The sequence below is a fragment of the Nocardioides sp. N13(2025) genome (assembly GCF_051912545.1).
Lineage (GTDB): Bacteria > Actinomycetota > Actinomycetes > Propionibacteriales > Nocardioidaceae > Nocardioides.
Genome location: NZ_CP196809.1, coordinates 626938 through 646367 on the forward strand (window position 1 = coordinate 626938; position 19430 = coordinate 646367).

The 19430-nt window shown below is 71.2% G+C and carries 17 protein-coding genes; 6 read left to right on the top strand and 11 right to left on the bottom strand.

Annotated features, from left to right (window positions below):
• Positions 1–56: 56 nt before the first annotated feature.
• The 4 genes from ACS3YM_RS03040 to ACS3YM_RS03055 form a co-directional block, all read right to left on the bottom strand.
• Positions 57–1361, bottom strand: coding sequence for an ABC transporter permease (locus ACS3YM_RS03040; RefSeq protein WP_439938601.1), 1305 nt, complete (start codon positions 1359–1361; stop codon positions 57–59).
• Positions 1358–2635 (bottom strand): ABC transporter permease, encoded by a 1278-nt coding sequence (locus ACS3YM_RS03045; protein ID WP_439938602.1) that lies wholly within the window; start codon positions 2633–2635, stop codon positions 1358–1360. Before ACS3YM_RS03045 ends, ACS3YM_RS03040 begins: the two co-directional genes overlap by 4 nt.
• Positions 2632–4155, bottom strand: a complete 1524-nt coding sequence (locus ACS3YM_RS03050) for an ABC transporter ATP-binding protein (protein WP_439938603.1) — start codon at positions 4153–4155, stop codon at positions 2632–2634. The genes ACS3YM_RS03045 and ACS3YM_RS03050 overlap by 4 nt, the downstream gene beginning before the upstream one ends.
• Before the next feature lie 143 nt (positions 4156–4298).
• Positions 4299–5411, bottom strand: a complete 1113-nt coding sequence (locus tag ACS3YM_RS03055) for a BMP family lipoprotein (protein WP_439938604.1) — start codon at positions 5409–5411, stop codon at positions 4299–4301.
• A gap of 186 nt (positions 5412–5597) precedes the next feature.
• Between ACS3YM_RS03055 and ACS3YM_RS03060 the strand changes: the two genes are divergently transcribed.
• The 3 genes from ACS3YM_RS03060 to ACS3YM_RS03070 all read left to right on the top strand — a co-directional run bounded on the left by ACS3YM_RS03060 (position 5598) and on the right by ACS3YM_RS03070 (position 9042).
• Positions 5598–6041: a cytidine deaminase gene (locus ACS3YM_RS03060; protein ID WP_439938605.1), complete on the top strand. Its 444-nt coding sequence runs from the start codon at positions 5598–5600 to the stop codon at positions 6039–6041.
• On the top strand, positions 6041–7324 hold the full coding sequence (locus ACS3YM_RS03065) for a thymidine phosphorylase (RefSeq protein WP_439938606.1): 1284 nt from the start codon (positions 6041–6043) through the stop codon (positions 7322–7324). The genes ACS3YM_RS03060 and ACS3YM_RS03065 overlap by 1 nt, the downstream gene beginning before the upstream one ends.
• Positions 7325–7425: 101 nt before the next feature.
• On the top strand, positions 7426–9042 hold the full coding sequence (locus ACS3YM_RS03070) for a VWA domain-containing protein (RefSeq protein WP_439938607.1): 1617 nt from the start codon (positions 7426–7428) through the stop codon (positions 9040–9042).
• A 12-nt stretch (positions 9043–9054) separates the two neighbouring features.
• Here the strand turns inward: ACS3YM_RS03070 and ACS3YM_RS03075 are convergent, their stop codons facing one another.
• The gene (locus ACS3YM_RS03075) at positions 9055–9507 is read right to left on the bottom strand and encodes a MaoC family dehydratase (RefSeq protein ID WP_439938608.1); all 453 of its coding nucleotides are present in this window, start codon (positions 9505–9507) and stop codon (positions 9055–9057) included.
• A gap of 56 nt (positions 9508–9563) precedes the next feature.
• On the opposite strand from ACS3YM_RS03075, the gene ACS3YM_RS03080 reads away from it, so the two are divergent.
• Positions 9564–10655 (top strand): adenosine deaminase, encoded by a 1092-nt coding sequence (locus ACS3YM_RS03080; protein WP_439939823.1) that lies wholly within the window; start codon positions 9564–9566, stop codon positions 10653–10655.
• On the opposite strand, the gene ACS3YM_RS03085 is transcribed toward ACS3YM_RS03080, so the two are convergent.
• Complete coding sequence (locus ACS3YM_RS03085) at positions 10621–11157, bottom strand: hypothetical protein (RefSeq protein WP_439938609.1); 537 nt, start codon at positions 11155–11157, stop codon at positions 10621–10623. The genes ACS3YM_RS03080 and ACS3YM_RS03085 overlap by 35 nt on opposite strands.
• The gene (locus tag ACS3YM_RS03090) at positions 11154–11771 is read right to left on the bottom strand and encodes a hypothetical protein (RefSeq protein ID WP_439938610.1); all 618 of its coding nucleotides are present in this window, start codon (positions 11769–11771) and stop codon (positions 11154–11156) included. The genes ACS3YM_RS03085 and ACS3YM_RS03090 overlap by 4 nt, the downstream gene beginning before the upstream one ends.
• 106 nt (positions 11772–11877) lie before the next feature.
• Between ACS3YM_RS03090 and ACS3YM_RS03095 the strand changes: the two genes are divergently transcribed.
• Positions 11878–13551 (top strand): substrate-binding domain-containing protein, encoded by a 1674-nt coding sequence (locus ACS3YM_RS03095; RefSeq protein WP_439938611.1) that lies wholly within the window; start codon positions 11878–11880, stop codon positions 13549–13551.
• A 204-nt stretch (positions 13552–13755) separates the two neighbouring features.
• Here ACS3YM_RS03095 and ACS3YM_RS03100 read toward each other — a convergent pair whose 3' ends face one another.
• Genes ACS3YM_RS03100 through deoC form a run of 3 tightly spaced genes read right to left on the bottom strand, consistent with a single transcriptional unit; the run spans position 13756 to position 17038 of the window.
• Positions 13756–14616 (bottom strand): aldehyde dehydrogenase family protein, encoded by an 861-nt coding sequence (locus ACS3YM_RS03100; protein WP_439938612.1) that lies wholly within the window; start codon positions 14614–14616, stop codon positions 13756–13758.
• The gene (locus tag ACS3YM_RS03105; RefSeq protein ID WP_439938613.1) at positions 14616–16049 is read right to left on the bottom strand and encodes an aldehyde dehydrogenase family protein; all 1434 of its coding nucleotides are present in this window, start codon (positions 16047–16049) and stop codon (positions 14616–14618) included. Before ACS3YM_RS03105 ends, ACS3YM_RS03100 begins: the two co-directional genes overlap by 1 nt.
• Positions 16050–16060: 11 nt before the next feature.
• Positions 16061–17038 carry a deoxyribose-phosphate aldolase gene (deoC, locus tag ACS3YM_RS03110; RefSeq protein ID WP_439938614.1) on the bottom strand — a complete coding sequence of 326 codons (978 nt, stop codon included), beginning with the start codon at positions 17036–17038 and terminating at the stop codon, positions 16061–16063.
• A 78-nt stretch (positions 17039–17116) separates the two neighbouring features.
• On the opposite strand from deoC, the gene ACS3YM_RS03115 reads away from it, so the two are divergent.
• On the top strand, positions 17117–17725 hold the full coding sequence (locus ACS3YM_RS03115; RefSeq protein ID WP_439938615.1) for a hypothetical protein: 609 nt from the start codon (positions 17117–17119) through the stop codon (positions 17723–17725).
• A 12-nt stretch (positions 17726–17737) separates the two neighbouring features.
• Here ACS3YM_RS03115 and ACS3YM_RS03120 read toward each other — a convergent pair whose 3' ends face one another.
• Positions 17738–19375, bottom strand: coding sequence for a phospho-sugar mutase (locus ACS3YM_RS03120; protein WP_439938616.1), 1638 nt, complete (start codon positions 19373–19375; stop codon positions 17738–17740).
• Positions 19376–19430: the final 55 nt, after the last annotated feature.

The following is a 19430-nucleotide window of genomic DNA, read 5'->3' on the forward strand; positions in this document are numbered from 1 at the left end:
CAGAACCTCCGAGTGTTCTTTGCCATGGCGACCATGCAACACCACCAGGTCGAGGCTCACTGCTTCCGGTACGGCACCCCGTCTGCCGCGGGCGGCCGGGACCGGCCCACGAGGCCCGCCACCGCGAAGATGGTGACGACGTAGGGGAGCATCAACATGAACTGGCTCGGCACGGGGGAGCCGATCGCGGAGAGCACACCCTGCAGGTTGGACGCGAAGCCGAAGAGCAGTGCGGCGAGGGTGGCGCGGATCGGGTCCCACTTGCCGAAGATGACCGCGGCCAGGGCGATGAAGCCCGCGCCACCCGTCATCTCGCGGTTGAAGCCGGCGACCGAGACGAGGCTGAAGTAGGCGCCGCCCATGCCCGCGATGGCACCAGCGAGCAGGATCGTGCGGTAGCGGGTGCGGTTGACCTTGATGCCGACGGTGTCGGCGGCCGTGGGGTGCTCACCGACCGCGCGGACCCGGAGGCCCCAGCGGGTGCGGTAGAGGGCGAAGGCCACCAGCGCGACGACCGCGTAGAGCACGTAGACGAGCGGCGTCTGGCGGAACAGGATCGGACCGATCAGCGGGATCTCGCCCAGCACCGGGATCGGGATCGCGCGGAACCGGTCGGGTGAGTTCAGCGTCTCGGCGTTGGGGGTCAGCACCTGGCGGAACAGGAAGTTCGTCAGGCCGACCACCAGCACGTTGAGCACGACGCCGACGATGACCTGGTCGACGTAGTAGGTGATCGCGAAGAGCCCCAGGATCAGCGCGATCAGCGCGCCGGCCACCATCGCGGCGACCAGGCCCGCCCACGGCGAGCCCGTGAGCGAGGCGGTGATCGCGGCCGCGAACGCGCCGAAGAGCAGCTGGCCCTCGATGGCGATGTTGACGACGCCGGCACGCTCGCCGAGCACGCCGCCGAGCGCCCCGAAGACGAGCGGGATGGCGAGCGCCACCGCACCGGCGAAGAGGCTGACCACGCGGATCCGGCCGTCGGCGGCCGCCCAGCTCAGGAAGCCGGTCATCCAGGCGACGGCGAAGGCGATCGGGAGCCAGATCGGCTGGTGGGCGTGGGCGAGCATGCGGCGTACGCCCTCGCCGGTGAGCGCTGCGCAGATGAGCACCATCAGCCAGGCGGTGAGGGACGAGGGCACCGTGATGTCGGGCAGGGTCACGAAGTCCGTCTCGGCTGCCAGCCGGAACGTCGTGTCACCGGAGTGTCCCGACAGCAGCAGCGTCAGGGCGAGGACGACCGTCACGACACCCAGGATGATCGGCAGCTTCCTGGCCCCACCTGCCTTGGTGGGCGCGACGACCGCGTCGGGCGCCAGGCCGCCGCTCTCGGGGGTGGACGGCTGGGTCACGGTGCTCACTTGGCCTCCTGGGCGGGGAGCCGGAAGATGGCGCGCACCAGGGGCGGCGCGGCGAGGAAGAGGACGATCAGCGACTGGACCACCAGCACCAGGTCGACCGAGATGCTCTCGGAGGTCTGCATGGTGAAGCCACCGGCCTTGAGGGCGCCGAACAGGAGCCCGGCGGCCAGGATCCCCAGCGGGCGGGACCGGCCGAGCAGTGCCACGGTGATGGCGTCGAAGCCGATCGAGGCGTCGAGGTCGAGCGACACCCCGCTGGTCACGGTGCCGAGCACCTGGTTGACCCCGGCGAGGCCGAGCAGCGAACCGGCGATCATCATCACGACCGTGTAGGTCCGTCCGACGTTGATGCCGGAGGCGCGGGCAGCGTGGGGGTTCTCGCCGACGGCGCGGATCCGGTAGCCGAGGGTGGAGCGGTTGAGGAGCCACCACGCGACGCCGACCGCCACGAGCGCGAGCACGAAGCCGAGGTGCAGGTTGAACTGGTCGCCCAGGACCTTGGGCAGGACCGCCGTCTCCTTCATGGGCAGCGACTTGGGGTTGGCCGAGCCCGGCGTCTTGAGGAGGGAGTCCTTGGTGAGGGCGTAGAACAGCAGGTAGTAGCCGACGTAGTTGAGCATGATCGTGACGATCACCTCGTGGGCGCCGGTGCGGGCCTTGAGCAGGCCGGCGAGGCCGCCCCACAGCGCGCCGACCGCCATGCCGACCAGGATCGCGAGCGGCAGGTGGATGATCATCGGGAGGTCGAGCTTGAAGCCCACCCAGCCCGCCGCTCCACCGGCCATCAGCATCTGGCCGCGGCCACCGATGTTGAACAACGCCGCCCGGAAGGCGAGGCCGACGCCGAGACCACCCAGGATCAGGGGGCCCGCGAACTTCAGCGTCTCCGTCAGCGGACGCCACTGCTGGGCGGGCTCCGAGAGGTTGTAGTTGAAGATCGCGCCGCGGAACATCGCGCTGTAGGCACCGGAGATGGCGTCCCAGAGGGCGGTGAAGAAGTCGGACGGTCGCGCTCCGATGTAGCTGATGGTCTCGCGCACGCCGTCGTCGGTGGCGGCGATCATCACCGAGCCGACGAAGACGGCGAGGAGCACGGCGAGCACGCCGGCCAGCGCGTCTCCCGAGGCGATCTCGCGCAGGAGGGAGCGGGACCGCGCGTCCGCGTGGGCGGAGTCGTGCGTCGTGGCGACGTCGGACGCCTCGGCCTCGGGCGTCTCGCGGGGCTCGGTGGCCACCGGCTTGTCGTCGGGCTGGGGCTTGTCGGTGTCAGTCACGCCACCACGTCCTTCAGGTCCTGGGGGCGTTCGCCGGTCATCATGAGTCCGAGGGTCTCGCGCGGGGTGTCCGCCGGCACGACGCCGACGATCCTGCCGCGGTAGAGCACCATGATCCGGTCGGCGAGGGCGACCACCTCGTCGAGCTCGGTGGACACCACGAGCACCGGGATGCCGCTGTCGCGGGTCGCGACGATCTGCTTGTGGATGAACTCGATGGAGCCGACGTCCACGCCGCGGGTGGGCTGCGCGGCGACCAGGAGGCGCAGGTCGCGCGAGAGCTCGCGGGCCACGACGACCTTCTGCTGGTTGCCGCCGGAGAGGTTGCTGGCCAGCGAGTCGATGTCGCGGGCGCGGACGTCGTACTCCTTGAGCTTCTTCTGCGCGAAGTCGCGCAGCGCGCCGAGGCGGAGGCTGCCGTTCTTGACGAACGGGGACTTGAAGCTGCGGTTGAGCATGAGGTTCTCGGCGATGGTGAAGCCGGGCACCAGGCCGTCGACCTGGCGGTCCTCGGGGATGAACCCGACGCCGGCGTCGAGGATCTTGCGCGTCGACCTGCCCACGAGCTCGACGCCGTCGAGCGTGATCGAGCCGCGCACGTCGTCCTGGAGGCCGAGGAGGGCCTCGGTGAGCTCGGTCTGGCCGTTGCCCTGCACGCCGGCGACGGCGAGGACCTCACCGGCACGGATGGTGAAGCTGACGCCGTCGACCTGCAGGTGGCCGGCCGGGTCGACCACGCGGAGGTCCTTGACGACGAGCGCGTCACCGCCGAGCTTCGGCTCGTCCTTGTGGACCACGAGCTCGACGGGCCGTCCGACCATCATCGAGGCGAGCTCGGCGTTGCTGGCCTTGGGGTCGGCCTCGCCGACGACCTTGCCGAGGCGGATGACGGTGATCCGGTCGGCGACCGCGCGGACCTCGCGGAGCTTGTGGGTGATGAAGACGATGGCCTTCCCAGCCTCCTTGAGCTGACGCATGATCTCCATCAGCTCGTCGGTCTCCTGGGGCGTCAGGACCGCGGTCGGCTCGTCGAAGACGAGGAGCTCGGCGTCGCGCGAGAGGGCCTTGATGATCTCCACCCGCTGCTGGACGCCCACGGGAAGGTCCTCGACGAGCGCGTCGGGCTTCACGTGGAAGCCGAAGCGCTCGGAGATCTCGGTGACGCGCGCGCTGGCGGCGTCGAGGTCGAGCGTGCCCGCGAACCCGGTGGACTCGTTGCCGAGCATCACGTTCTCCGCGACGGTGAAGACCGGGATGAGCATGAAGTGCTGGTGGACCATGCCGATGCCGGCCGCCATCGCGTCACCGGGCCCGGTGAAGTGCTGCACGGTGCCGTCGAGCTCGATCTCACCCTCGTCGGCCTTGTAGAGGCCGTAGAGCACGTTCATCAGGGTCGACTTGCCGGCACCGTTCTCGCCGAGGAGACAGTGGATCTCCCCGGGCTCCACGGTGAGGGAGATCGAGTCGTTGGCCACCACGCTTCCGAAGCGTTTGGTGATGCCTCGCAGGACGAGTCTCATGGGATCGCATCCTAGGGGTCGGGACAGCCGGGCGGTCAGGCCCGGGGTCTGGTACGGACCGGTCGCGGGGCGAGGGCGACCGGCACACAAGAGGGAGGCCGACGAACCCGTCGGCCTCCCTCCGTGGTGGAGCGTGCTGGCGATCAGCCCAGGTAGGAGTCCACCTTGATCGAGCCGTCGATGATGCCGGCCTTGATCTCGTCGAGCTCGCCCTGCAGGTCGGGGTTGACCTTGCTCTCGAAGTTGTGGAACGGCGCGATGCCGACCCCGTCGTTCTCGAGCGTGCCGATGTAGGGAGCGAAGTCGAACTCGTCGTTGCCCGCGGCCATGACGGCCTCGTAGGTCGAGACCTTCATGTTCTTCAGGATCGACGTCAGGACGTAGTCCTGGGTGGACGGGTCGGTCTCGTAGAGGTCCGCGTCGACACCGAGCATCGCGATGTCCTTGCCGGAGTCCTCGATCGCGGTGATCGCGCCCTGGTAGATCGGGCCACCGACGGGGAGGATCACGTCGACGTCCTGGTCGAGGATCTGCTTGGCGGTGCTGGTCGCGGCCTCGTTGGCCTCGAAGCCACCGGTGAAGGAACCGTTCTTGCCGTCCCAGCCGACGACCTCGACGTCCTTCTTCTTCTCCTTGGCGTAGTACTCCGCGCCCTGCTTGAAGCCGTCCATGAAGATCGTGACGGTCGGGAAGGGCATGCCGCCGTAGGTGCCGACCTTGCCGGTCTTGGTGTAGTCGGCAGCGGCGTAGCCGGCGAGGAACGCGGCCTCGGCAGTGTTGTAGAGGAGCGGCTTGATGTTCTCGACGTCAGCCTTGCCGTCGAACGTCGCGCCGTCGTCGCCACCGTCGGCGGAGTCGTCGATGAGGACGTACTCGATGTCGGGGTTGGCCTTGGCCGACTCCTTGGTGGCCGAGGCCAGGGCGAAGCCGACGGTCACGATGACGTCACAGCCCTCGCCGACGAGGCTCTCCAGGTTGGGGCCGAAGTCGTTCTCGCTGTTGGACTCGACGGCCTTCAGCTCCACGCCCAGCTCGTCGGCGGCCTGCGTGGCGCCCTCGAAGCCGAGCTGGTTGAACGACTTGTCGTCGAAACCGCCGGCGTCGGAGACGATGCAGGGGAGGAAGTCGCTCGCAGCCTCGCCGCCGCTCCCGCCCGTGTTGGTGTCATCCTCGGGCGCGTCTCCGCACGCAGCCAGGGTCGCGGCAGCCAGCAGCGCCACGAGGCCGCTCGAGACGACCTTCCTCGACTTCTTCACAAATGCCTCCAAGTTCGTGCACCCCGGGGTTGGGGTCAGCGTTCGGGCAGCATGATGCCCCCCGATGAGGCGCCCGTCACCCGGAACCGAACTTCCGAGACGTGTTTGAGACCTAAAATCTCGCGGGCGTCTTTCGGCGGAACCTGCCAAAGACCGTGGCGTCTGCGCATGCGTCATAGTTGCCGCGTGGAGCAGAAGGACTGGGACGAGCTCAAGTCGGCCGCCGTCGAGGTGATGGGGCACGCCTATGCGCCCTACTCCAAGTACAAGGTGGGGGCTGCGGCGCTCGTCGACGACGGTCGCACCGTGGTCGGCTGCAACGTGGAGAACGCGGCGTACGGCGTCGTGCTGTGCGCCGAGTGCGGTGTCGTCTCCGACCTGCACGCCACGGGAGGCGGCCGGCTGACCCACTTCGTGTGCGTCAACGGCGAGGGCGACGTCATCATGCCGTGCGGCCGCTGCCGCCAGCTGCTGTTCGAGCACGGGGGTCGCGACCTGTTGCTGTGGACCGTCTCGGGGGTCAGGCCCATGTCCGAGGTGCTGCCCGACGCCTTCGGACCCGACGACCTGGCCACGATCGCCCCGACGGCCGCCACGGCCACCACCCCCACGACGGACGGAACCCCCTGATGCCCGCACACGACGCCGTCGAGGTGATCCTCGCCAAGCGCGACAAGCACGAGCTCAGCGACAGCCAGATCGACTGGGTGATCGACGCCTACACCCGCGGCGAGGTCGCCGACGAGCAGATGTCGGCCCTCGCGATGGCGATCCTGCTCAACGGCATGAACCGCACGGAGATCGCCCGCTGGACCGCTGCGATGATCGCGTCGGGGGAGCGGATGGACTTCTCCACCCTGTCGCGTCCCACCGCCGACAAGCACTCCACCGGCGGCGTCGGCGACAAGATCACGCTGCCGCTCGCCCCGCTGGTCGCGGCATGCGGCGTCGCGGTGCCCCAGCTGTCGGGCCGCGGCCTCGGCCACACCGGCGGCACCCTCGACAAGCTCGAGTCCATCCCCGGCTGGCGCGCGGCGCTCAGCAACGAGGAGATGTTCGCCATCCTCGAGGACGTCGGCGCGGTCGTCTGCGCCGCCGGCGACGGCCTGGCGCCGGCCGACAAGAAGCTCTACGCCCTGCGCGACGTCACCGGCACGGTCGAGGCGATCCCGCTCATCGCAAGCTCGATCATGAGCAAGAAGATCGCCGAGGGCACCGGCGCGCTGGTGCTCGACGTCAAGGTCGGCAGCGGCGCGTTCATGAAGGACCTCGCCACCGCCCGCGAGCTGGCCGAGACGATGGTCGCCCTAGGCACCGACGCGGGTGTGCACACCGTCGCCCTGCTCACCGACATGGCGACGCCGCTCGGCCTCACGGCCGGCAACGCCGTGGAGGTCCAGGAGTCGATCGACGTGCTCGCCGGCGGCGGCCCCGCCGACGTGGTCGAGCTGACCCTCGCGCTGGCCCGCGAGATGCTCGCCGGTGCGGGTCGCGACGACGTCGACCCCGCCGACAAGCTGGCCGACGGGTCCGCGATGGACGCGTGGAAGGCGATGATCCGCGCCCAGGGCGGCGACCCGGACGCCGACCTGCCGGTGGCGAAGGAGTCGCACGTGGTCGAGGCGCCCGCGAGCGGCACGCTCACCCGCCTCGACGCGATGGCGGTGGGCCTGGCGGCCTGGCGCCTCGGGGCCGGCCGCGCGCGCAAGGAGGACCCGGTCCAGGCCGGTGCCGGCGTGGTCTGGCACGCCCGGCCGGGCGACGAGGTCACCCAGGGACAGCCGCTCTTCACCCTGCTCACCGACGAGCCCGAGCGCTTCGACCGGGCCCTGGCCTCCCTCGACGGAGGGTTCGACATCGGTGACGGCGCGTCCTTCACGCGCGGCGACATCGTGCTCGACCGGATCAGCTGAGTCCCCAACTCTGGGGGTTCGGAGCGCGATCGCGCGGCGGGCCCCTCCGGTCGTCCTAGCCTTCTCGGTGCCGCGAGGGTTCGGATCATCCCGGGGGTGCCATGGACGCAGGGGACGAGAGCGATGGTGGCCGCACGTCAGGGTTGCTGCTGCCGATCGCGCTGACCCTCCTGCTCGCCGTGGGCCTGGCCATCGGCGGCGCCGTGACCTACCTGCTCGTGGCCGAGCCGGGCGGCACCGCGAGCTCCGACGGCTGCGACCGCCTCCGGTCGGTGGACATCACGGTCGCACCGGAGCTGTACGACGTCGTGGAGGCGGCCGTCGACGACTTCGCGCCGAGGTGCACCCGCGTCAACCCGGACGAGCGCTCCGGCGGCGACGTCGCCCGCGGGGTGGGCACGGGCGGGGCCCTGCCGGACCTCTGGATCCCGGAGTCGCGCTTCTGGCTGGGCCGTGCCTGGCTCGGCGGCCGCTCCCGCGTGCGGGTGCTCGCCCCGAGCGTCGCGCGCACCCCGCTGCTGCTGGTCGGGGGACCCCGCGCCCGACGATTCCCGACCTGGGGCGACGCGGAGGTCTCCGGCCTCGTGTCCGTCCCGGACCCGATGGTCTCCACCGTGGGTGCGCTGGCCGTGATGGCCCCGCGGTCCGAGGCCCGCGCGGCGCGTCGTACGGCAGCGGAGGCCGGGCAGATGGTCGTGCCCTTCGCGCAGAGGTACGGCGCGCGACGCTCGCGCGGCGCGGACCAGGAGGTGTGGCCGACCATGTTCCGGCAGCTCTCGCCCCGGCTCGTGGTGACCACCGAGCAGGAGCTCGGGACGGTGGAGGGCGGGCAGCGGCTGCGTGACCTCACGCCGCCCGTCGGGGCCCCCGTCCTGGACTTCCCCCTCGCGGCGCGCAACGACGCGGCTCCGGGGACGCGCGAGGTCGCGCTGCGGCTCCTCGACTACCTGGAGAGCGCGGACGGGACCGCAGCACTGGTCGAGCACGGGCTGCGGCGCCCCCACGGGCGTGCGCCCGAGGGGGCCCGCTCCGACGTGTCGACCTACCTGCCCACGCCGCCCGCCCGGGCGGTCGCGACCGCGGTGCGGTCCTGGCAGACACTCGCGATCCCGTCGGCGATCCTGGCCGTCGTCGACGCCTCGGGGTCGATGGACTTCGACGCCGGCACCGGGACGCGGATGGACCTCCTGGCAGACGCGGCGGGCATCGGCCTCTCGTTCCTCCCCGACCACGCCCGCGTCGGGCTGTGGGTGTTCTCGATCGACCAGGGAGGGCCGGGGCAGGACTGGCGCGTCCTCGAGCCGATCCGGCGCCTGGACGACCTGCGCTTCGGGCGCACCCAGCGCTACGCGCTGCGCAGGTGGGCGACCCGGCTGCCGAGCCTGACCAACGGGGGCACGGGCCTGTACGACACCGCCCTGGCGGCCTACCGGGAGGCCGTGCGCAGGTACCGCCCGAACTACTCCAACGCCGTGGTGCTCATGACCGACGGCCAGAACGAGGACCCCGGCTCGATCGGGCTGGAGCAGCTGCTGTCACGCCTGCGCGAGCTGCGCGACCCCGACCGGCCGGTGCGGATCGTGGGCATCGCGATCAGCGGCGACGCCGACCTGTCCGCCCTCCAGCGGATGGCGACCGCCACCGGCGGGGACGCCTACCTGGCGGCCCAGCCGGAGGACATCCTCGGCGTGTTCGCCCAGGCCGTGCTCTCCCGCTGAGGCGGCCGGCCCTCAGGCGAGGAGCAGCACGACGTGCTGGGCCACGCAGGCCGGCTTGTCGCGACCCTCGATCTCGACCGTGTGCTCCACGACCAGCTGCTTGCCCGCGGGCAGGTCGCGGACCTCGCCGAAGCGCACGTGCGAGCGCAGGCGGCTGTCGACGGGGACGGGGCTCGGGAAGCGGACCTTCTCCAGGCCGTAGTTGAGCCGCGCCCCCGGCGTCTCGAGGCGGAACACCTGCGAGGCGAAGTGCGGGAGCAGGCTCAGGGTCAGGAAGCCGTGGGCGATGGTGGTGCCGAAGGGCCCGGCGCCGGCCGCCTCGACGTCCACGTGGATCCACTGGTGGTCCAAGGTGGCGTCGGCGAAGGCGTCGATGCGGGCCTGGTCGACCTCGAGCCAGTCGCTGGTGCCGATCTCGGAGCCGGCGGCGCCGGCGACGTCCTCGAGCGTGGTGAAGGTGCGCATGGCCCAACCCTAGGGCCGTGCCTGCCGGGGGCTGGTTGGATGGCCCCGTGAGCGACGTGACCCCCACCCCGAGGACGACCCCGACCCGCGAGCAGGTGCGGGCAGCCCCCAAGGTGCTGCTGCACGACCACCTCGACGGCGGGCTGCGCCCGCAGACGATCGTCGAGCTGGCCGCGGAGATCGGCCACGAGCTCCCCGCCGACGACGCCGAGTCGCTGGGTCTCTGGTTCACCGAGGCCGCGGACTCCGGTTCGCTCGTGCGCTACCTCGAGACCTTCGACCACACCGTGGCCGTCATGCAGCACGGCCCCGCGATCGCCCGCGTCGCCCGGGAGTGCGTCGAGGACCTCGCTGCGGACGGCGTCGTCTACGCCGAGGTGCGCTACGCCCCCGAGCAGCACGTCACCGGCGGGATGACGCTCGACGAGGTGGTCGCGGCGGTGCAGGAGGGCTTCGACGCGGGAATGGCCGCCAGCGGCGGCAGGATCGTCGTACGCCAGCTGCTGACCGCGATGCGCCACCAGGCCCGGTCGATGGAGATCGCCGAGCTCGCCATCAGCTGGCGCGACCGCGGGGTCGCCGGCTTCGACATCGCGGGCGCGGAGGCGGGCTTCCCGCCCACCCGCCACCTCGACGCGTTCGAGTACCTCCAGCGGGAGAACGCCCACTTCACGATCCACGCGGGCGAGGCCTTCGGGCTGCCGTCGATCTGGCAGGCGATCCAGTGGTGCGGCGCCGACCGCCTCGGCCACGGCGTACGCATCATCGACGACATCACCGTCGCCGAGGACGGCTCCGTCGAGCTCGGGCGCCTGGCGGCGTACGTCCGAGACAAGCGGATCCCGCTCGAGATGTGCCCCAGCTCCAACATCCAGACCGGTGCGGCGGAGTCCTTCGCCGAGCACCCCATCGGGCTGCTGACCAGGCTCCGCTTCCGGGTGACGGTCAACACCGACAACCGGTTGATGAGCGGCACGTCGATGACGCAGGAGATGCACGGGCTGGTGGAGGCGTTCGGCTACACGCTCGAGGACCTGCGCTGGTTCACCATCAACGCGATGAAGTCGGCGTTCCTGCCCTTCGACGAGCGGCTCGCGATCATCGACCGGGTGATCAAGCCGGGCTACGCCGAGATGATGCGGGGCTGACGACCAGCCACGGACGGTTCCAGCCGGCCAGCCGCAGGTCGTCGTGGTCCCACCGGTCCCGGGTGACCGCGATCGTGCGACCCGAGGACGGCTCGTAGGTGCGGGCGCGGTCGTGCTCGACGCCCGTCACGAGGACGACGTGGCGGGGCAGGAACTGATCGCCCACGAAGACCGCCGCCGGCCGCTGCGGCGTGGCGTCGCGCAGGTGCGGCCACACGCGACGGTCCAGGCGCACCGCGTGGACGCGGTAGGGCACCCCGGTGAGCAGCCGGAGCTCCCGCGCGACCGCCCACGGCGGCGTGCCGAGCGCGCGCGGCCACGGGACCTGCCAGCCGCCGGCGGTGTCCGACAGGGACGTGAGCCTGCGGTGCAGGGTGCTCGCCTCGTGGGCGAAGCTCGCCTGGTCGGCCACGAGCCCGGCGTAGCGCGGCCGCACCAGGCGCCGCGCCATGACGAGCGAGGCGGCGCCGCAGGAGCGCCGGTCCGGCTGCTGGAGCCTCACGGGGAGCCGGCCGCGCGGGAGTGCTGCCCCGTCAGCTCGGCGTACGCCTGGTCGCCGGTCGCCCGGCGGCACCCCTGGCGCAGGGCGTGGGCCACGACTCGCTGCTGGTCGCGCATGAGGGCGAACCCGCGCAGCAGCAGCACCATCGGCGGCTTGCGGTGCTCGCGGAGGTCGCGCGTGAGCCGCCGCCAGAACGTGACGAGCGGGTGCTGGGTGATGCAGTAGGCGGCGGCCAGCATCCCTTCCTCGCGGCACGCGGCCACGACCTCCGGGGCGAAGATCCCCTCGGCGACGAACCGGTCGCTGCCGCCGAGGTGGACGGTGCGCAGACCCCTGCGACCGTTGTCGGCGATCTCGTAGATCGGGACCTCGCTGAGGCCGGTGGCGCACAGCTCGCGCAACGCCGCGAGCGCGTCCTCCTGGTGCCAGGACTCGGGGTGGTCCCAGTCGACGAGCCCGGAGTTGGGGCCGTGGGAGATGCGGGGGAGGGACGGGTCGTCGCCGTCCTTGTAGAAGTCGTCGAGCCGCAGGACCGGGAACCCGAGCCGCTCGGCCAACCGGGACTTCCCGGCTCCGCTCGGGCCGGCCAGGACGACCACCTGGGCTGTGCTCATCGTCACGAACTCGTTACCTCGCTCATTTGCTCGTTCGGCCACGCCGGTGACGGACCGAGACTAGTCTCGCCCAGACCCCCTGTTTGACGTTCTTGGAGGACCCCCCATGAGTCTCGACGACTCGACCGCGCCCGAAAGCGCGGACACGTCCGCGAGCCCCGAGAGGCGCTCCGCCCTCGCCGGCAAGGTGCCGCTGCTGGTAGGACTCGCCCTCCTCCTCGTGGTCGGCCTGATCGCCTTCCTCGTGCTCGGTGGCGACGACGACTCCGAGGCCGCGGACTGCGTCTCGGAGCAGGTCACCCTGACCACGGCGCCCGTCATGGAGGACCTCGTCAAGGAGGCCGTCAAGGACGTCAACGCCGACGAGCCGTGCATCGACATCCAGGTCACGCCCGGCACCGTGAAGGACGTCGTGGCGCTGCTGAGCGACCCCAACGCCGAGCTCCCGGAGATCTGGATCCCCGACAGCCCGACCTGGAAGGGCCAGCTCACGGCCGCCGGGTGGACCGGCACGCCGATCGCCGACGTGCTTGCGCAGACGCCCGTCGGGCTGATCGGCGGCCCCGCCGCCAAGGCCCCCGCCTCGTGGGCAGCCGTCCTCGACGGTGGCAGCCTGGCGATGGCCGACCCGAGCGCCGAGGGCGCCTCCGCCCTGGCCCTCCTGGCGCCCTACGCCGAGATGAAGAAGACCGGCGAGACCGCCGAGTCCATCGAGAAGAAGACCGTGCCGGTCGCCCAGACCTACGGCGAGCGCGCCGTCGCCGGCAGCGCCAACGAGACCGACCTCTCCACGATCTCGGCCAGCAGCACCCAGCTGGTGCCCGCCACCGAGAAGGCGTACCTCCTGGCGCGTCGCAGCAACGACCAGCTCAACCTGGTGGCGCCGCGTACCGGCGTGCCGATGCTGCAGTACCCGCTCATCGACGTGAACCGCGGCAGCAAGGACATCCTGGCCTCCGGCGGCGACCTCTCCGCCCGTGTCGGTCGCGCGCTCACCCGCTGGTTCACCTCCAGCGCGGGCGCGGAGGCCATCGCGGCCGCTGAGCTGCGCGGCCCCGACGGCGCCCCGCTGCCCAACGACATCGGCCTCGGTGATGCGCAGGTCCTCGACACGGTGCCGCAGAAGACCACCGACGACACCCTGCGCCAGTGGCGCGTGCTGTCGGTGCCCTCGAGCATCCTCGCCGTCGTCGACCTCTCCGGCTCGATGAAGACCGCCATCGGCGACACCACCCGCATCCAGCTCGCGGTCACCGCCTCGCAGGTGGCGCTCGACGCGTTCCCGTCGCAGGCCCGGATCGGCATCTGGGGCTTCTCCAAGAACCGCGGCGACGACGGCACCTCGTGGGCGGAGTACGCCACCCTCGACCGTCTCGACGCCCCCGCGGGCGACGCCGGCACCCACGGCGACGTCGTACGAGCCGAGGCCGCCAAGCTGCCCGGACGGGTGCGCGGTGGCACCGGCGTCATGGACACGACGCTCGCGGCCTACAAGTACGCCCAGCAGCACTGGGACCCGGCGTGGTTCAACTCGGTCGTGATCATGACCGACGGCGCCAGCGACGACTCGAGCTCGCTGTCCCTGGAGTCGCTGGTCAACCAGCTCAAGTCGCTCCGCGACCCGGCCAAGCCGGTCAAGGTGATCATCATCGGCATCTCGCAGGACGCCGACACCGGTGAGCTCGACCAGATCGCTGCGGCGACGGGCGGCCAGAACTACCTGGTGAACAACCCCAACGAGATCCTCGGCGTGCTGGCCTCGGCCCTGCTCAACCGCTGATCGGGCTCTCCTCGCGCCGCAGGGCTGAACTTCCACTCGCACGAGTGGAAGTTCAGCCTTGTTCGGCATGCTCCACGCTGAGCGACCGATGAAGATCCACTCGCTCGAGTGGAAGTGCATCTCACGGACGTGGGCTCTGGTGGTGCGACGAAGGCCCCCGGAGATCCTCCGGGGGCCTTCGTCGTGTCTGTGGGCTTGCGGGGCTCAGACGCCGATCGGGTGCCAGACCGTCTTGGTCTCGAGGAACCGCGTCATGCGGTCCAGGCCGGGCTCGACCAGCCAGTCGGTGTCGGGGGCGGGGCGGCGTACGCGCTTGAGGTTGTCGGCCGCGGCCACCTCGAGCTCGACGGCCAGCTCCTCGTCGGCGACCCCGGTCAGGTCGATGCCGTTGACGTCCATGTGCGAGGCCAGCCACGGGGCGATCTCGGCCTGCGAGCCGGTGAGGATGTTGACGACGCCGCCGGGCAGGTCGCTGGTCGCCATGACCTCGCCCAGCGTGATCGCCGGCAGCGGGTGCTCCTCGCTCGCGATCACCACGACCGTGTTGCCGGTGATGATGAGTGGGGCCACGACGCTGACCAGGCCGAGCAGGGGGCCGCGCGGCGCGACGACGGCGATGACGCCGCTCGGCTCCGGCGTGGAGAGGTTGAAGTACGGCCCGGCGACCGGGTTCGCGTTGCCGACGACCTGGGTGATCTTGTCGGCCCAGCCGGCGTACCAGACGAGGCGGTCGACCGCGGCGTCGACGTAGGTGCGCGCCTTGGCGGGGGAGACCCCCTCGGAGGCGCGCAGCTCTGCCTCGAACTGCTCGCGACGGCCCTCGAGCACCTCGGCGATGCGGTAGACGACCTGGGCCCGGTTGTAGGCCGTCCTGCCCGACCAGCCACCGAAGGCGGCACGGGCGGCCACGACGGCGTCGCGGGCGTCCTTGCGGGAGGCCTGCGCGGCGTTGGCGAGCAGGCGGCCCTTGGCGTCGTTGACGATGTAGGAGCGGCCCGACTCCGAGCGCGGGAACTGCCCGCCGATGTAGAGCTTGTACGTCTTGCGCACGTCGATGCGGGACATCAGATGTCTGCTCCCTTGAGGTAGGCCTCGAGCCCGTGGCGGCCGCCCTCGCGGCCGTAACCGGACTCCTTGTAGCCGCCGAACGGCGAGGTCGGGTCGAACTTGTTGAACGTGTTGGCCCAGACCACGCCCGCGCGGAGGCGGTTGGCCATGGACAGGATGCGCGAGCCCTTGTCGGTCCACACGCCGGCCGAGAGGCCGAACGGGGTGTTGTTGGCCTTCTCGATGGCCTCGGAGGGCGTGCGGAAGGTCAGCACGGACAGGACCGGGCCGAAGATCTCCTCGCGGGCGATGCGGTGGGCCTGCGAGACACCGGTGAACAGCGTGGGCGGGAACCAGAAGCCCTTCGTGGGCAGGTCGCAGGCGACCTCCCAGCGCTCGGCGCCCTCGGCGTCGCCGACCTCGGACAGCTCGCGGATCCGCATGAGCTGCTCGCCGGAGTTGATGGCGCCGATGTCGGTGTTCTTGTCGAGCGGGTCGCCCATGCGCAGCGTCGACATGCGGCGCTTGAGGCGCTCGAGCAGCTCGTCGGCGACCGACTCCTGCACCAGCAGGCGGGAGCCGGCACAGCAGACGTGGCCCTGGTTGAAGAAGATCCCGTCGACGATGCCCTCGACGGCCTGGTCGATCGGCGCGTCGTCGAAGACGATGTTGGCGGCCTTGCCGCCGAGCTCGAGGGTGACCTTCTTGTCGGTGCCGGCGACCGCGCGGGCGATGGCCTTGCCGACCTCGGTGGAGCCGGTGAAGGCGACCTTGTCGACGTCGGGGTGCGACACGATCGCGCGACCTGTCTCGCCGGCGCCGGTGACGATGTTGACGACGCCGGGCGGGAGGTCGGCCTGCTGGCAGATCTCCGCGAACAGCAGCGCGGTCAGCGGGGTGGTCTCGGCGGGCTTCAGCACCACGGTGTTGCCGCACGCCAGCGCCGGCGCGATCTTCCACGCCAGCATGAGCAGCGGGAAGTTCCACGGGATGACCTGGCCGGCCACGCCGAGCGGGGTCGAGCCGTAGCCGGAGTGCTCCAGCTTGTCGGCCCAGCCGGCGTAGTAGAAGAAGTGCGCCGCGACGACCGGGATGTCGACGTCGCGCGACTCCTTGATCGGCTTGCCGTTGTCGATCGACTCCAGCACGGCGAGCTCGCGGCCGCGCTCCTGGATGATCCGGGCGATGCGGTAGAGGTACTTGGCGCGCTCGGCGCCGGACATCTTCGACCACACCCGGGTGTAGGCGCGTCGGGCGGCCTTGACCGCCTCGTCGACGTCGGCCTCGCTGGCCTCGGCGACCTCGGCGAGGACCTCCTCGGTGGCCGGGTTGATCGTCTTGAAGGCCGTGCCGGTGCCGTCGACGAACTCACCGTTGACGAACAGGCCGTAGGACGGCTTGATGTCGACGATGGCGCGCGACTCGGGTGCGGGGGCGTACTCGAAGGTCATGGTTGTTCGCCTCAGTCCAGCGTGAAGTAGTCGGGACCGGAGTAGCGACCGGTCGTCATCTTGGTGCGCTGCATCAACAGGTCGTTGAGCAAGGTGGAGGCGCCGAAGCGGAACCAGTCGGGGTCGAGCCAGTCGGGTCCGCAGATCTCGTTGACCATCACGAGGTACTTGATGGCGTCCTTGGTGGTCTTGATGCCACCGGCGGGCTTCACGCCGATCATCTGGCCGGTCTGGTCGCGGAAGTCGCGGACCGCCTCGAGCATGATCAGCGTGACGGGCAGGGTCGCCGCGGGCTGCACCTTGCCGGTGGACGTCTTGATGAAGTGGCCACCGGCCATCATCGCCAGCCAGCTGGCGCGACGGACGTTGTCGTAGGTCTGCAGCTCGCCGGTCTCGAAGATCACCTTGAGGTGGGCGTCCCCGCACGCCTCGCGGACCTGGGCGATCTCCTCGTAGACGTCGAGGTAGCGACCGGAGAGGAACGCGCCACGGTCGATGACCATGTCGATCTCGTCGGCGCCGGCCTCGACCGCGTCACGGGTGTCGGCGAGCTTGATGTCCATCGAGGCGCGACCGCTCGGGAACGCGGTGGCGACGGCCGCGACGTGGACGCCGCTGTCGCCGAGGGTCTGCTTGGCCGTGGCGACCATGTCGGGGTAGACGCAGACCGCGGCGGTGGCCGGGCAGGTCGGGTCGGCGGGGTCGGGGCGCATCGCCTTGGAGGCGAGCGCGCGGACCTTGCCGTGGGTGTCCTGGCCCTCCAGCGTGGTCAGGTCGACCATGCGGATGGCCAGGTCGATGGCGTAGGCCTTCGCGGTGGTCTTGATGGACCGGGTGCCGAGACCGGCGGCGCGGGCTTCGCACCCGACCTGGTCGACTCCGGGGAGGCCGTGGAGGAATCGGCGGAGCGAGGAGTCCGAGCGCACGATGTCGTCGAAGGCCCCGTGCGTCGTGGAGGAGCTCGCCGTTGAGCTGGCAGTGGGCGTCACCGACCCAGCATAGAGTTGGCGGCGAACAGCCCGACAATCCGCGGAGGGCCAATAGTTGCCCAACTGGACGAGGAGAACATGGCACGCCTGCAGGACGAGCACGACACCGTGGTGGAGCGGTTCCACGCCACCAGCGGCCGGGTCACCGGGTGGCTGGCCATCGCGCTCGCTGCGGTGGTGGTGCTGGCCGGACTGGCCTACCGAGACGAGGGTTTCCCGGCCTGGGTGACCGGCGCCGCGCTCCTCGGCGGGGTGGTGGCGTGGGCGGCGATGCTGCGGCCCTCGCTGTGGGTCACGGACGAGCACCTGGTGATGCGCAACCTCGCCGAGACCGTCCACATCCGGTTGGCGGCCGTGGAGGAGATGGCGCTGCGCCAGGTGCTGGCCGTGCGCGCCGACGACCGTCGCTGGGTCTCCACCGTCGTGGGGCGCCCGTGGCGCAAGGCGCTGAACACCCGCCGTGCCCAGGTGGGGAAGTCCGAGACGACCGAGGGCATGCCCTACGCCGACTACGTCGAGAACCGGATCTACGAGCTGGTCGACGCCGCCCGTTCCGCCGCGGGCGTGCGGGCCGGGTCGCCCGAGCAGCTGGCGCTGCCCGACGCCGTACGCCGTGAGCCGGCGCGGCTGACCCTCGCCCTCATGGCGCTGGCGGCGACCGTGCTCGTCGTGTCGTTCCTCGTCTGACCCGGCGCAGGCTCAGAGCCCGGCAGCGGTCCTCAGGTCACCCTTGATCGCGTCGAGCCGTCCGGCCGCGGAGATCCGGGCCGCGTCGACGTCGTCCTCGACCGGGATCACGACCTCGAGGTAGCACTTCACCTTGGGCTCGGTGCCGCTCGGGCGCACGATCACGCGGGCGCCCTCCGCGAGGGAGTAGCGCAGGCCGTCGGTGGGCGGCAGGTGCGCCGAGCCCTCGGACAGGTCCTCGACCTTCTCGACGGCCAGTCCACCGAGCGTCGTGGGCGGCGTGCCGCGCAGCCGCTCCATCGTGGCCGGGATGTCCGAGAGGTCGTCGAAGCGCACGGAGAGCTGGTCGGTCGCGTGCAGGCCGTGCTGGTGGGCGATGTCGTCGAGGATGTCGGTGAGCCCGCGGCCCTCGGCCTTCGCGGCGGCCGCCAGCTCGCAGACCAGGAGCAGGGCGGAGACGCCGTCCTTGTCCTTGACGTGCTCAGGGTCGCAGCAGTAGCCCAGCGCCTCCTCGTAGCCGAAGGCCAGACCGTCGACGCGGCCGATCCACTTGAAGCCGGTCAGCGTCTCCTCGTGCGGCTGGCCGGCGGCGGCGGCCATCTTGCCGAGCAGGCTGGAGGAGACGATCGAGTTGGCGTACGTCCCCTTCCGTCCGCGGGCGATCAGGTGGTGGGCGAGCAGCGCCCCGACCTCGTCGCCGCGCAGCATCCGCCAGCCGTGGGCGTCGGGGACCGCGACCGCGCACCGGTCGGCGTCGGGGTCGTTGGCCACGACCAGGTCGGCACGCGTCTCCGCGGCGAGGGCCATCGCGAGGTCCATGGCGCCCGGCTCCTCGGGGTTGGGGAAGGAGACGGTCGGGAAGTCGGGGTCGGGGTGCTCCTGCTGCTCCACCACGTGTGGTGCGTCGAACCCGGCGGTCTCCAGCACCTGCTGGACCGTCGTGCCTCCGACGCCGTGCAGCGGCGTGTAGACGACGCTGAGGTCGCGGGGCCCGTCCTCGGCGAGCCCGGCGACCGTGTCGAGGTAGCGGTCGACGATCTCCTCGCTGACGAGCGTGCCCGCACCGCCGCGCGGCAGGTCGGCGAGGGAACCGACGGCGGCGATCCGGTCGGCGATCTCGCTGTCGGCCGGCGGCACGATCTGGCTGCCGTCGCCGAGGTAGACCTTGTAGCCGTTGTCCTGCGGCGGGTTGTGGCTGGCGGTGACCATCACGCCGGCCGCGCACCCGAGCTCGCGGATCGCGAAGGCGAGCAGGGGGGTGGGCAGCGTCCGCGGCATCACCAGGGCCTTGAAGCCCGCTCCCGTCATGATCTCCGCGGTGTCGCGGGCGAAGACGTCGGAGTTGTGGCGCGCGTCGAAGCCGATCACCACGGAGCCGCCGCGGTGGCCGTTGTCGACGAGGTACGCCGCCAGGCCGGCCGCAGTCCGGGTGACGACGACGCGGTTCATCCGGTTGGGCCCGGCGCCGAGCGCGCCGCGCAGTCCTGCCGTACCGAACTCGAGCGTGCCGGCGAAGCGGTCGGCCAGGTCGGTCTCCTCGCCGCGCTCGGCGGCGGCGACGACGGCCTCGAGCTCGGTGCGGGTCTGCTCGTCGGGGTCCTCGGCGGCCCACGCGCGGGCCTGGTCGATGAGCGCGGTCAGTTCGGTCATGGCCGCACGCTATCCCTCCACGGCTCCGCCGGGGACGAGCGGTGCGTCATGGGAT

Coding starts and splice junctions, on each gene's coding strand:
- ACS3YM_RS03105 (WP_439938613.1), bottom strand. CDS start 16,049: ATGACCTTCGAGTACGCCCCCGCACCCGAGTCGCGCGCCATCGTCGAC.
- ACS3YM_RS03050 (WP_439938603.1), bottom strand. CDS start 4,155: ATGAGACTCGTCCTGCGAGGCATCACCAAACGCTTCGGAAGCGTGGTG.
- ACS3YM_RS03075 (WP_439938608.1), bottom strand. CDS start 9,507: ATGCGCACCTTCACCACGCTCGAGGACGTCGCCGGCGCCGCCGGCTCC.
- ACS3YM_RS03065 (WP_439938606.1), top strand. CDS start 6,041: ATGCCCGCACACGACGCCGTCGAGGTGATCCTCGCCAAGCGCGACAAG.
- ACS3YM_RS03120 (WP_439938616.1), bottom strand. CDS start 19,375: ATGACCGAACTGACCGCGCTCATCGACCAGGCCCGCGCGTGGGCCGCC.
- ACS3YM_RS03090 (WP_439938610.1), bottom strand. CDS start 11,771: ATGAGCACAGCCCAGGTGGTCGTCCTGGCCGGCCCGAGCGGAGCCGGG.
- ACS3YM_RS03095 (WP_439938611.1), top strand. CDS start 11,878: ATGAGTCTCGACGACTCGACCGCGCCCGAAAGCGCGGACACGTCCGCG.
- ACS3YM_RS03070 (WP_439938607.1), top strand. CDS start 7,426: ATGGACGCAGGGGACGAGAGCGATGGTGGCCGCACGTCAGGGTTGCTG.
- ACS3YM_RS03115 (WP_439938615.1), top strand. CDS start 17,117: ATGGCACGCCTGCAGGACGAGCACGACACCGTGGTGGAGCGGTTCCAC.
- ACS3YM_RS03100 (WP_439938612.1), bottom strand. CDS start 14,616: ATGTCCCGCATCGACGTGCGCAAGACGTACAAGCTCTACATCGGCGGG.